Origin of the sequence: Paraliobacillus sp. JSM ZJ581 (assembly GCF_044383835.1) — a bacterium.
Classification (GTDB): domain Bacteria; phylum Bacillota; class Bacilli; order Bacillales; family Amphibacillaceae; genus Paraliobacillus.
On the sequence record NZ_JBISEP010000002.1, the window covers coordinates 110,822 to 123,550 of the forward strand.

Here is a 12,729-nt window from a genome sequence, read left to right on the forward strand (position 1 = left end):
ACCCTCATTAGCGATTGTCAATTTTTTCAGGGTACATATCGTGATTCATTAAACGGTGTGTAGCCATTTCTTCAAATTTGGTTCCTGGTTTTCCATAGTTACAGTATGGATCAATCGAAATACCACCTCTTGGAGTAAACTTTCCCCACACTTCAATATATCGAGGATCCATCAAGTCAATGAGATCATTCATAATGATATTCATACTATCCTCATGAAAATCACCATGATTTCGAAAACTAAATAAATATAGCTTTAATGACTTACTTTCAACCATCTTTTCTCCAGGTATATAACTAATGTAAACTGTACCAAAATCAGGTTGTCTCGTTTTCGGACAAAGCGTTGTGAATTCTGGACAGTTAAATTTCACAACGTAGTCACGATTTGGATGTTTATTATCAAAAGTTTCAAGAACTTCTGGTGTATAATCAAAACGATAATCTGTTCCTTGGCTGCCTAACAAGGAAAGATCCTTTAAATCTTCATCTTTTCTTCCTGCCATAGTGGTAGCCTCCTTCTGTATTATTTTTACAAATCACCCATAAAAAAAAGCCATTCCTAAGGATATGGCTTAATCACGTCATATGTCCTTAGTTTTTTATAGAGGGTTTATTGCTAAGAACCTCTCCTGTATTCTAAACGGAATCGCATCCATTTGCTCAAATCATTATATCGATCAAGCTAATTGCTGTCAACCATTATCATTCTCAAACACTGCTTTCAATTTGGCGAGCGCATAATCGATTTCCTCTTTTGTAGTCGTTAATGGGGGTAAAATACGAATAACGTTGTCCCCAGCAACTAGTATTAATAATTGATGAGCTTTCCTTGCCTTTGTCACATAGTCAATCGCTTTGCCTTTCACCTCTATCCCGATTAAAAATCCTTTTCCTCGTATTTGTTTTATTTCTGGTGTCTTACTTGCTAAACCTTTTAATTCAGACCAAAAATATGCCATTTTTTGTTTGGCTTCCGTTAGCAGATCCGTTTGCATCATCGTTTGCACGGTTGCTAATCCCGCCGTGGCTGCCAATGGATTCCCACCAAATGTACTCCCGTGTGATCCCGGTTGAAAAGCTTTTGCCACATCATTTTTTGCTAAAATCGCACCAATAGGAAATCCCGATCCTAATCCTTTGGCGACACTAATGACATCTGGTTCGATTTGATAATTTTCATAAACGAATAGCGAGCCTGTTCGACCTATACCTGTCTGTATCTCATCAACCATTACTAAGACATCATTATCTTTACATAAACGTACAAGCTCATGAACCCATATCTGGTCCGCTGGAACTACTCCCCCCTCCCCTTGGACTAACTCTAATAAAACAGCACAAGTTTCTTGTCGAATGAGGTCTTTTAATGCTTTTCTATCGTTATAAGGAAGGTATCTAAACCCTGGCGTCAGTGGATTAAAACCAGCTTGAATTTTTGTTTGGCCTGTTGCCGAAAGGGTAGCCAAGGTGCGTCCGTGAAATGATTGGTTGAAAGTTACAATTTCATATTTATTTGATTGGTTTATTTCTTGCGCATAACGCCTCGCTATCTTAATTGCCGCTTCATTTGCTTCTGCACCACTATTACAAAAGAAAACTTGGTCAAATACTGTATGTTCCACTAATTTATTAGCTAATTGCTCTTGTGAAGGAATGGTATAAAGGTTGGAACAATGCCATAGTTCATTTAATTGGCTTTCTATTGCTACTTTGACCGTAGCTGGGACGTGTCCTAAATTGCATGTTGCTATTCCTGATGTATAATCAAGATATGCTTTATCCTCTTGATCCCATACATAGCTTCCTTTCCCCTTTTTTAATGCAATTGGAAAACGATTATATGTTGGCATCACGCAACTATTTATTTTATCGGTTAATACATCAAACATGAGATACCTCCTCTAATTGAATCGTTGTCCCAACTTTCTTTCCATCAATAAAATCAATTAACGTACCTGATTTAATCCCATCTACTATACTTACTTCTGGTACATTTTTTTCTAGTGCCGTTATAGCTGCTTTTACTTTAGGAATCATTCCACCGTATATCACCTTGGATTGGATTAATTGTTCAATCTCTTGTTTACTAGTTTCATGGAGTGTCTGCTTTTCCCCATTGTTTTCCACTATAATACCCGGTATATCACTAATAAAGCACAGCTTTGCTTTTAATGCTTGCGCAATTGCTGATGCTGCAATATCTGCATTAATATTATAACGTTGATTACTGCCATCTAATGCGATCGGAGAAATTACCGGAATATAATTTTTTTCAATAACATCTGTTAGCACGGATGTGTTTACTCGCTTAATATTTCCTACATAACCAATCCGATCGGCATCTTTTACAGGAACAGCTTCGAGTAAACTCCCATCTATACCACTCATTCCAATTGCTTTTACATGCTGATGATTTAAGTTTCTAACAATCTGCTTATTCACCGCTCCGCTTAATACCATTTCTACAACGTCTAACACTTCTGTGGTTGTTACACGTAATCCGTCAACAAATGTTGTAGCAACATTCATTTGCTTTAAATAGGTGGAGATCATTGGGCCACCACCATGAACAATAATTAAATTAATTTTCTTTTTTTTATGCAATTGCGCTATGTTTTTATAAAAATCTGCTGTTAATCGATCAACAATACTTCCGCCACATTTAATTACTATATACTTCATTTTTTCATCTCCTATGTGCGATATGAAGCGTTTATCCTAACATATTCATAAGATAAATCACATCCCCAGGCAATTGCTTCCCCTTCTCCATGTCCAACTTTAGTATGAATCGTTATAGTATCTTTGGATAAATAGGCCTTTGCTGCTTCTTCACCAAATATAACTTGCATACCATTTCGAACGACATCGATTACACCTAATGAAATACAAACTTCATTTGGATTCAGTATTTGACCACTATAACCAATTGCCGTTATAATTCGTCCCCAGTTAGGATCTGAACCATGTATCGCTGTTTTTACTAAGTTCGATGAAATTATTTTTTTGGCAACTACTTGTGCTGCTTCGTCCGTAACTGCTCCTTCTACGTGAACTTCAACTAGCTTAGTTGCACCTTCCCCGTCTCGCGCTATTTCTTTTGCAAGCACCTCACAAACGATATACAATCCTTCTAAGAAAATATCCCATTCTGGATGACATTGGTGTAACAAGCGATTTTCCGCCATTCCATTTGCAAGCACTAACACCATATCATTTGTACTTGTATCTCCATCAACCGTAATCATATTGAACGATTGACTCGTATGTTGTTTTAACGCTTGTTCTAGAGATTCCTGAGACACATTCGCATCGGTTGTAATAAATCCAAGCATAGTAGCCATGTTAGGATTGATCATGCCTGATCCCTTCGCTGCACCTCCTATTGTGACCACTTTTCCATCTATCTCAAAAGCAACAGCTACCTTTTTTTCTTTTGTATCTGTAGTTAAAATAGCTGTCTCAAAATGATTTGCTTGACTATTATCTTGTGGATTGATTCGTTCAATACCTGATCGAATTTTTTCCATTGGCAGCTGTTCACCAATTAAACCAGTAGATGCAACAGCTGCATCATCTATTGCTATGTCTAGTTTTTTCGCGATCAACTCTCTCATTTCATATGCATTTGTCACGCCTTGTTCTCCAGTGCATGCATTTGCAATACCTGAATTCACAATGATTGCCTGCAGGCTTTGTCCATTCGCTATACTTTTTTGAGTTACTTGTAGAGGTGCTGCTTGAAATAAGTTTGTTGTATAGACACCTGTTGCTGTAGCAGGCTGTGCTGAATATAACCAACCAAGATCATATTTTTTCTTACGTATCCCACAATGTAATCCCCCTGCTGAAAACCCAATTGGCGAAGTAACATTTCCATTTTGTAAAATCTTTATCTTATCTACAGCTAATAAATGACTCATCATTTCATCCTTTCTATAGTTAAGGATAGATAGGAGAGTGTTGTAATCCTGTTGTCTCATCCCATCCACACATCAAATTCATGTTTTGTATCGCTTGCCCAGCCGCACCTTTTACTAAGTTATCAATTACTGCAATCACAGTTAATCGATTCGTTCGCTCATCTACATGAACCGCAATGTCACAATAATTACTTCCGTAGACTTCTTTTGTTGCAGGTAAGGAAATATCTGATCGTAATCGAACAAATGGATGTTTGTCATAAAAAGTTTGATAGAATGACTGAACGGTTTGTTGATCCACTTTTTCTTTTAGACTAGCATAACAAGTAACCATAATCCCTCTCGTCATTGGTACAACGTGTGGTGTAAAAGTAAGCTGTATTTCTTCTTTGACAAATGACTGAAGGGTTTGCTCCATTTCAGGAACATGTTTATGAACACCTAATTTATAGGCTTTCGTATTTTCATTCATTTCAGAAAAATGGACATTTAAGGAAAGTCCCCTTCCGGCACCAGATACACCTGTTTTCCCGTCAATAATAATACTATTTGTATTAATCCACCCTTGTTGGACAACTGGTATCAAACCTAATAGTGCAGCGGTTGGATAACACCCTGGATTGGCTAGTAATTTCGCTGATTGAATTTGATCAGAGAAAATTTCACTCAGTCCATAAACAGCCTGTTCTAAATAAGATTGATCTGCTGATTCTGCTTGATACCATTGTTGATAAGTAGTAGCTGACTTTAAACGGAAATCTCCTGATAAATCAATGCAAGTAAGCTCATGATCTAAAAAAATTGGAATTAGTTCTGTACTAACATTGGAAGGTGTTGCAAAAAAAACAAGGTCAATTGTTTCAGTTAATTTTTTTATATTTAATTGTTCCATCGTTAGTGTGACGATCTCACTCATATGGGGGTAGACCATTGAAAAATCAGTCCCATCTTTAGAATGAGAAATAATTGTAGTTAACTCTGCATGCGGATGCATATTTAACAATCGTGTTAATTCCGCCGCTCCATAACCAGAACCACCTATAATAGCTACATTCATCTCCACAACTCTCCTATTCCGCTTCTGATTGTAGTTAATTATTATACTTTATTTTGTATTTTTATACAACAATTATTTTAAAAATATTCTGATTTTTCTATAACGTTTTTACATTTGAATTTCTAAATAATAAAAAGACTGCATTTCATGAAATGCAGTCTTTTTATTATTTAGCTGTTACATTCACTTCAGCACCATGTTCTATCGTATTTCCAACGGTACACGCTCTTTTCGCTGAACGAATCAATTTCTCCTTCACTTTATCTTCAAGGTTCGTATCAAAAGTAATTTCTACATCTAACTTTTCTAGACGGGATGGCCTTCCGTCCGCTTTCGTTACATGAACTTCGATGTCATACGACTCAATTGGAAGATTATCACGTTTGATAAGTGCATCTAATGTTAATCCCATACAAAAACTAACTCCACTCGCAAGATAATCCATTGGGCTATATCCTTCCAACTCACTGTCGGAGGACGCCGCAATCAACGTTACTCCTTTTTGATTCGTAACCTTATGTGGCTGATCTTTCACTTTTTTTAATGTAATCATTCACTTTATCCCTCCAAGTATATTTCTTGTATATACGTTCCCTCTTTTATTTACAACTACACCTACTTTAATATTACTATAGAGCAAAAAACAATATAGTTCAAAAAGAATGCACTGATTTACTGTGTGCTATTCAAAATAGTTAGGTGAATATACGCTCACTTTATTTTCTAACACGATCGGTCGATAAAAAAATTTCTTTATCTATAATAGTAGATAGTTAAATTATGTTCTAAAAAGAGGCAGGGACATAACTAAAAGGTGACTACCAAAATACGAACCTTGATTCTAAAAAGAATTAAGGTTCGTCTATTTGTTTGAAGTAATAATCTAGCTGTGAAAATACACGACACTCCTCGAAAATGAAGTGCAATTTTCTTCGTACGATGCGTTGCGGTCGAAGTATTCCTTGTCCTGCAGGTACAACACGATCTGAAGCCGTGCCTGCGGTAAGGGAGTCCATTTCCTCAGCGGTGTTTGTTCTGCTTCATTAATATAAATGTTTGGATTTTCTCTTGAGAAATGTTGTTTTGTCTTAACCTCTTTTTACCTCATTACTTTATTTAATTGCCAGCCGCTAACATCATATTGTAGCGTTCCTGTTACTTTTATAGTTAATTGGCGCGTTAATAAATCTTCAAACAATCGAGCTGAGAAGACTTTTTCGCCCTGATTAACAAACACTTCAATAGATGATGTATCAAGGTATATATGCAAATCAGTTAATGATTTTAATTCCGTTTTGCGAGACTCTAGTTGATTCGTTCTAAAATTAGCGCGTGTTAAAGTTAACATCTGTTCCACAGCATCAAAACGTAGTGTCGTATTTTTATCAAATGTAAAAGAAATAGCATCTCCTTGAAAACGATTAACTTGGAATTGAAATTCCATCGCCTCATGGTTTCCTGTTAGGTAGATCACTTCATCTTGACTACTTGTTTTATGTTTGTCTATTATTTGATTGCTTCTTAATTGTTTTAATTCCTTAACAGGTTGCTGGTAAAGATGATTATCTCGTAATATAAGTTCTCTAGGAATAGTCATGGCGTGAATCCAATGGTATGCTTTTGTTGGATGGTAAGCCTCACTTTCCTCTGGTAACCCCATCCAGCCAAATAAAATTCGCCTACCTGCTTGATCAATTGTTGTTTGCGGTGCATAAAAATCAAATCCGCTGTCCAACTCCACAAAAGGTTGATGTATAAAACAACCATTTTTTCTATTTAGCTCACCTAATATATAACCAGTTTGATAGATATTTTGATATCGAAATTCTTCTGGCTCCATTCCTTGTGGCGAAAATAACAATGCATCTTGCTCTTTGAATGGAAGAAGGTCTGGACATTCCCACATATAACCGAAATCTGAGTAATCGATGTTTGGATCTCTAACTTCTCCAACAAGCTCCCAATCAAATAAGTTAGGTGAGTGATATAATAAGGCACATCCTAAGAGCTCATTTGTTTGCGCCCCAATCACAAGATACCATTGCTCTTTTTCTTTCCACACCTTAGGGTCTCTAAAATGTGCTGTATAACCATCTGGTACAGTAAACAACGGCCCTTTTTTTTCAAATTGAATGCCATCTTCAGAAACGGCTAGACATTGATAAGACTTTCTATCACCCGATGAATCACGAACATTACCAGTGTAAAACAGATACAATTTTCCTTCATTTTCAATTGCCGACCCTGAATAACAACCATCTTTATCAAACCAATCACTAGGGGCTAAAGCAATAGATTGCCATTTCCAATCAACAAGGTTAGTAGATGTCATATGTGCCCAAAACTTATTTCTATGGTTTGTAGCAAACGGATTCCATTGGAAAAATAAATGATAGAACCCTTTAAAATAAACGAATCCATTTGGATCATTTAATAATCCAACTGGTGGCATGATATGGTAATGGAATCGAAATGGATCCTGAATGACTTGTTTTGTTTTATTCAAAATTTCTTGCATCGCTTGTGTTTTTAATTGTAAATCCAATGAACGATTCTTCTCTTTCTCCATCCTAGCATCACCCTAACGATTGTTTAGTCTTCTTTATTTTTATAACCAAACATCCAAGTAAGCACAAAAGCTGTTGCAATAGATACTATGTTAACAAAAATATACAATAACAATTGACTATTTAAATATAGCAATGTTCCGGGGATAACAGTAATAGACATGCCAGTAGCTTCGAGCCCAAGTAAAGAAGCTAAAAATCCACCTACACCTCCACCAATTAGCCCCATTAAAAATGGCTTGCCTAATCTCAGATTAACACCAAAAATAGCTGGTTCTGTTATTCCTAAAAATGCGGATAAGGATGATGGTAAAGCTAAAGCCTTCATTTTAGTAGATTTTGTTTTTAAACCAACCGCCAATGCTGCTCCACCTTGGGCTGCAATTGCCCCTGTAACAATTGCATTAAAAGGGTTACTTCCCAAATTCTCTAATAACTGAATTTCTAACAAATTAAAAATATGATGTACACCAGTAACAACAATAATCTGATTGAAAAAACCTATTAGTAAGCCACCTAATCCTATTGGTAAACTTAGAACAGCTAATGTGCCTTCTAAAATATAATCTTCTACTACGTGAAAAGTTGGTCCAAGTATAAACATTGCAAAGCTAATCATAATTAGTAAAGTCAAAAATGGTGTTACAATTAAATCTAATGCTTCAGGTACACGTTTTCTTATAAATCTTTCTACTTTCGCACCGATCAACCCTGCAAAAAATGCTGGTAATACGGAGCCTTGATAGCCGACAACCGGAATAAATCCCATAAAATAAATTGGCTCAACTGATCCACCAGCAACTCCCCACGCATTTGGCAAGGAAGGACTAACAAGCATCAATCCTAAAACAAGCCCAATAATTGGTGAACCACCAAATACTCTAAAAGCAGACCATGCAATTAAAGCAGGTAAAAAGATAAATGCTGTATCCGTCAAGATTTGAGTGAATAACAGAAAATTCTCTGATATATCGCCCGGGGTTAAGCCGAACATACTAAGAATTTGTTCTTGCATGACTAGACCACGTACCCCCATAAAAAGACCCGTGGCAACTAGTACAGGAATAATCGGTACAAAAACATCTCCCAATGTACGAATCGAACGTTGTAATATATTACCTGATTTCGCTGCTTTCTTTGATTGCTCTGCTTTGGACGATCCTTGTAAACCTAATTTTTCAACTTCTTCATAAACGCGATTAACTGTGCCAGTACCTAAAATAATTTGATATTGCCCAGAATTAAAAAATGCACCTTTCACGCTATCTATAGCCTCTACTGCTTGTTGATCAATTACTTCTTTATCATTTACCATCAACCTAAGTCTTGTAGCGCAATGTGCGAACGAGGAAATGTTATCTTTTCCACCTACAGCACTAATTATTTCTTCAGCTACTTTACGATTATCTGCCATTATTTGTTCACTCCTTATATTTTTGTGGGATCGATCCCACAAAATAAAAAAATAATATCCCTTAGTGGGATCGATTCCATATTAGTGATTAAAAAAAGAGATGAAATCGATTTCATCTCTGATTATACACTACCTCTAACTAAAAGTCTATAACCTAACATAATTTTTTCCGCACCACTCTCTTTACTTTCTACTTGCTGCATTAACAACTTCGCTGCTTCTTCACCAGCTTGCTCATTTTGATAATCCACCGTTGTCAAAGGAGGGGTAATATGCTCTGACACCTCTGATGCACCAATGCTTACAACTGCGACATCATTCGGCACTTGATAGTTATGTTGTTTTAAATACTGCATTGCACCTATGGCGAGACGATCTGTCACAGCAAATATCGCTGTCGGCTTCTTGCTAGAATCCATTATGATTCTTTCCATTGCACGATAACCAGATTGTATATCAAAAACGGCTTGCTGCATCCAATTCTCTTCTATAGAAATAGTATTTTTCTTCATGGTATCTAAAAAGGCTTTTTTCCTTAAATACCCTACTGCTCTATCCTTTTCATCCACACCAATAAACCCTATTTGCTTATGACCTTTTTCAATCAATAGTTGTGTTAGGTCTTGCGCTGCATGATAATCATCGTATAGAACATTTGATATACCATCAATTTCCTGACCAATTACTACAAGCGGACTATCCATTGTCATCAGCTTATTGATCAGTTCTGGATTTATATTTGTGGCTGCTAGTATAATACCGTCCACTTGTCTTACTTTGAGTAATTGTAAAAACTCCAATTCTTTTTCTCTATTTTGATTGGTATTAGCAAGTAAGATTTGATAACCAGATTTCGCTAAAATATGATCCATTCCTGCTACTAGCCGACTTGACGTTTCCGTTCGAATAGTCGGAACAATAACACCAATTACTTTTGTCTCTTTAGTCCTTAATGATTTCGCTTGCACACTAGGCATATAACCAGTTTCTTCAATCACTTTCTCTACACGCTTTCGTGCATCTTCGCTAACATAACCAGAGTCATTCAAAACCCTTGATACTGTAGAGCGTGATACATCGGCCATTTTAGCAATTTCTTTTATAGTAGACAATCACATTCTTCCTTTTTTATTTATTACGATAAATGGTTACTTAACCATCAACTCTATCGCTTGATTTAAAACTCCCTTCCCATCGACACGACCATAAGCTTTAGGATCAATCACATCAAGTGGAATCTCTAATTCTTCAGCAATTCGGGAAAGTTTTTCTGTCAAAAATCTCATTTGTGGACCGATCAATAATACATCTGCACGTTTCATTTCAGATGGCGCATTATCTTGTGTGACAGCCCAAATCTCAACATCCATTCCTCGCGCCTCTGCCTCTTCCTTCATTCTAGAAACTAAAAGGGTCGTTGACATTCCAGCTGAGCATGCAAGTAATATTTTTTTCATTAGTTATCCTCCTTGATAAATTAACTGCTTTCTTTATATTATATTGCATTTTACAAACATTTTCACCCTTACTTATTTAACAAATAAGTAAGGGAGTTAATCATCATTTATATTGCACGGTAATGCATATTATAAGCAATTATTTCACAGAATAATCGCCAACACAATTGGCAAAGTAATCACACTTAATAACGTACTTGTTAATGTAGCGCTTGAGACAAACATAGGCTTAGCATTGAATTTAACGGCATACATCGTCGTATTTGCAGCTGTTGGCATAGCAGCAGTTAAGATCATAATTTGTTTTGCCATCTCATCAATAGGTAAAAATAATGTAATGATAGCCGCAATAACCGGAGCAATCGCCAGCCGAATAACTAAAGCAATAGATAGATTTCCAAACTCTATTTTTTTCAATGAAATAGTTGCCAACTGCATGCCGAGCACAATCATCACTGTTGGAATAGCAGCATCAGCTAACATATTAACAACAGTTGTAATTTCTTGTGTGAGCCTGATTTCTAATCCATTAAATATTACGCCAGCTAATGCACCGTATACAATCGGAACTTTGATGACTTCTTTTAATGGGGAATATGTTTGTTCTGTCTGACCACCTTGTGCTGCAACATAAATCCCTACTGTACACATAATTAATTGCTGCAATACCATGAGGATGACCGCATAGTGAAAACCTGTTTCACCAAAAACTAAAAGTACGAGTGGAGCGCCATAATTGCCATTATTCATAAACGAGGAAGCTAGGATTAAGCCGCTCAATTGTCGCTTTGACCAGCCTTTCATAACGCCTATAATATAACAAATTAAAATACTAAACAGACACAGTAAAGCTAAATATATAAACATATAAAAATAATCTAGATTAATTGGGTTTTGATAAAATGTTTGAAACGCCAAGAATGGATAAAGCAAATAAATAGCCATCGTTGCTATTGGTTTTACATCAATAGACCATAATTTTTTTCCAATAAAACCAATCGCAAACACAGAAAAAATAGGTAATAACATAGGTATGAATTCCATCAACAACACCTTTACTTTCTAAAGTTCACACTTTTCTAAACATCTTTCCATTTTACTCTTCGTATGATTTGATTAATTATTTCAGAAAACACCAATCCTAAAGCAATAGCACCAGAAATCAACAATGCCTTTGCAGCTAATTGTATAGCCATATTATAATCATTCTCCACAAACTGCCGCATCGCATCATATGACAATCCTCCAGGAACAAGCGGAATAATTCCAGACACATTAAATATAATAATTGGGGTTTTAAATAGCTTTGCACACAATTGGCTTAAAATAGCTACTAAAGTAGAAGCAGCTACTGTGGCAACGACAGCATCTATGTTTTGCAACATACAGACTGTGTATACATACCAACCGAGCATACCTACCGCACCACATTGAATCAATGATCTTTTTGGTGCATTAAAAATGATTGCAAACGCACTTGAGGCAAAAAAGCTGGTCATTAATTGTCCAATGATCATATCTGTAACACTTCCTCACGAAATTAAAAAAATTGCCGCAACTCCTGCACCAATCGCAAAGGCCGTTAAAAATGCTTCTGCACCTTTTGACAGACCTGATACCAAATGACCAGCCATCAAGTCACGTACAGCGTTAGTAATTAGTAAACCCGGTACAAGTGGCATAACAGATCCAATAATAATTTTATCTAATTCTGCACCATTCCCTGTGTAAACAAATAAAACAGCAGCTAAACCAATTAAAAAAGAGGACAAAAATTCAGCAAAAAAACGGATTTCTATTATTTGTTGTAGAAAAACCATAGCTGAATAACCTAAGCCACCTGCAATAAATGCAGGAAAGAAATCAATCCATTGCCCTTGGAACATGATTGTAAAGCACCCACTTGCTAAACAGGCGGCTATAATTTGCACATAAATAGGATACGCATGTACTTCAGCTTCGATTTTATACAATTGTTGTAATGCTTCATCTAACGATACTAATCCGTTTGATATATTTCGTGAAATACTATTCACTTGAGTTACTTTATGTAAATCTGTTGACCGCTTAACAATCCGTACAAAGTTAGTAGGCTCTGTTTCTCCCATCGAGAACAGAATTCCTGTTGGCGTTGCATGGCTTTGTGCTTTCTCTACACCAAAAGCCAAAGCAATTCGAATCATCGTATCTTCTACACGATATGTTTCTGCACCACCCTGCAACATAATTTTTCCTGCAAGAAGACAAACATTTGTTATTTTTTTCTCATTCACCTACACATCTCCTAACTTAATAGTGTACTTTTCTAT

At 36.2% G+C, this 12,729-nt stretch carries 13 protein-coding genes and 1 riboswitch; all 13 genes read right to left on the reverse strand.

Annotated features, from left to right (window positions below):
* Window positions 1–7: 7 nt before the first annotated feature.
* Complete coding sequence (gene queF / locus ACH6CY_RS02245) at window positions 8–505, reverse strand: preQ(1) synthase (protein ID WP_374065605.1); 498 nt, start codon at window positions 503–505, stop codon at window positions 8–10.
* A gap of 82 nt (window positions 506–587) precedes the next feature.
* A riboswitch (PreQ1 riboswitch) is annotated at window positions 588–635 on the reverse strand.
* Window positions 636–694: 59 nt separating this feature from the next.
* On the reverse strand, window positions 695–1,891 hold the full coding sequence (locus ACH6CY_RS02250) for an acetylornithine transaminase (protein ID WP_374065606.1): 1,197 nt from the start codon (window positions 1,889–1,891) through the stop codon (window positions 695–697).
* Window positions 1,884–2,684 carry an acetylglutamate kinase gene (gene argB / locus ACH6CY_RS02255; RefSeq protein WP_374065607.1) on the reverse strand — a complete coding sequence of 267 codons (801 nt, stop codon included), beginning with the start codon at window positions 2,682–2,684 and terminating at the stop codon, window positions 1,884–1,886. The genes ACH6CY_RS02250 and argB overlap by 8 nt, the downstream gene beginning before the upstream one ends.
* A gap of 11 nt (window positions 2,685–2,695) precedes the next feature.
* Entirely contained in the window at window positions 2,696–3,925 is a 1,230-nt protein-coding gene (argJ, locus tag ACH6CY_RS02260) for a bifunctional ornithine acetyltransferase/N-acetylglutamate synthase (protein ID WP_374065608.1), read from the reverse strand.
* A gap of 19 nt (window positions 3,926–3,944) precedes the next feature.
* Entirely contained in the window at window positions 3,945–4,982 is a 1,038-nt protein-coding gene (argC, locus tag ACH6CY_RS02265) for an N-acetyl-gamma-glutamyl-phosphate reductase (RefSeq protein ID WP_374065609.1), read from the reverse strand.
* Window positions 4,983–5,148: 166 nt separating this feature from the next.
* Window positions 5,149–5,535, reverse strand: coding sequence for an OsmC family protein (locus tag ACH6CY_RS02270; RefSeq protein ID WP_374065610.1), 387 nt, complete (start codon window positions 5,533–5,535; stop codon window positions 5,149–5,151).
* 546 nt (window positions 5,536–6,081) lie between these two features.
* Window positions 6,082–7,551 carry a glycoside hydrolase family 32 protein gene (locus ACH6CY_RS02275; protein WP_374065611.1) on the reverse strand — a complete coding sequence of 490 codons (1,470 nt, stop codon included), beginning with the start codon at window positions 7,549–7,551 and terminating at the stop codon, window positions 6,082–6,084.
* A 23-nt stretch (window positions 7,552–7,574) separates the two neighbouring features.
* Window positions 7,575–8,963, reverse strand: coding sequence for a sucrose-specific PTS transporter subunit IIBC (locus ACH6CY_RS02280; protein ID WP_374065612.1), 1,389 nt, complete (start codon window positions 8,961–8,963; stop codon window positions 7,575–7,577).
* Between the two features lie 122 nt (window positions 8,964–9,085).
* Entirely contained in the window at window positions 9,086–10,075 is a 990-nt protein-coding gene (locus tag ACH6CY_RS02285) for a LacI family DNA-binding transcriptional regulator (protein WP_374065613.1), read from the reverse strand.
* A 36-nt stretch (window positions 10,076–10,111) separates the two neighbouring features.
* A complete protein-coding gene (locus ACH6CY_RS02290; protein ID WP_374065614.1) occupies window positions 10,112–10,420 on the reverse strand; it encodes a PTS sugar transporter subunit IIB in 309 nt (102 codons plus the stop codon).
* 144 nt (window positions 10,421–10,564) lie between these two features.
* The gene (locus ACH6CY_RS02295; RefSeq protein ID WP_374065615.1) at window positions 10,565–11,464 is read right to left on the reverse strand and encodes an AEC family transporter; all 900 of its coding nucleotides are present in this window, start codon (window positions 11,462–11,464) and stop codon (window positions 10,565–10,567) included.
* Between the two features lie 35 nt (window positions 11,465–11,499).
* Complete coding sequence (locus ACH6CY_RS02300; protein ID WP_374065616.1) at window positions 11,500–11,937, reverse strand: threonine/serine exporter family protein; 438 nt, start codon at window positions 11,935–11,937, stop codon at window positions 11,500–11,502.
* Window positions 11,938–11,952: 15 nt separating this feature from the next.
* Window positions 11,953–12,693 (reverse strand): threonine/serine exporter family protein, encoded by a 741-nt coding sequence (locus ACH6CY_RS02305; RefSeq protein WP_374065617.1) that lies wholly within the window; start codon window positions 12,691–12,693, stop codon window positions 11,953–11,955.
* Window positions 12,694–12,729 lie beyond the last annotated feature (36 nt).

Coding starts and splice junctions, on each gene's coding strand:
- queF (WP_374065605.1), bottom strand. CDS start 505: ATGGCAGGAAGAAAAGATGAAGATTTAAAGGATCTTTCCTTGTTAGGC.
- ACH6CY_RS02250 (WP_374065606.1), bottom strand. CDS start 1,891: ATGTTTGATGTATTAACCGATAAAATAAATAGTTGCGTGATGCCAACA.
- argB (WP_374065607.1), bottom strand. CDS start 2,684: ATGAAGTATATAGTAATTAAATGTGGCGGAAGTATTGTTGATCGATTA.
- argJ (WP_374065608.1), bottom strand. CDS start 3,925: ATGAGTCATTTATTAGCTGTAGATAAGATAAAGATTTTACAAAATGGA.
- argC (WP_374065609.1), bottom strand. CDS start 4,982: ATGAATGTAGCTATTATAGGTGGTTCTGGTTATGGAGCGGCGGAATTA.
- ACH6CY_RS02270 (WP_374065610.1), bottom strand. CDS start 5,535: ATGATTACATTAAAAAAAGTGAAAGATCAGCCACATAAGGTTACGAAT.
- ACH6CY_RS02275 (WP_374065611.1), bottom strand. CDS start 7,551: ATGGAGAAAGAGAAGAATCGTTCATTGGATTTACAATTAAAAACACAA.
- ACH6CY_RS02280 (WP_374065612.1), bottom strand. CDS start 8,963: ATGGCAGATAATCGTAAAGTAGCTGAAGAAATAATTAGTGCTGTAGGT.
- ACH6CY_RS02290 (WP_374065614.1), bottom strand. CDS start 10,420: ATGAAAAAAATATTACTTGCATGCTCAGCTGGAATGTCAACGACCCTT.
- ACH6CY_RS02295 (WP_374065615.1), bottom strand. CDS start 11,464: ATGGAATTCATACCTATGTTATTACCTATTTTTTCTGTGTTTGCGATT.
- ACH6CY_RS02300 (WP_374065616.1), bottom strand. CDS start 11,937: ATGATCATTGGACAATTAATGACCAGCTTTTTTGCCTCAAGTGCGTTT.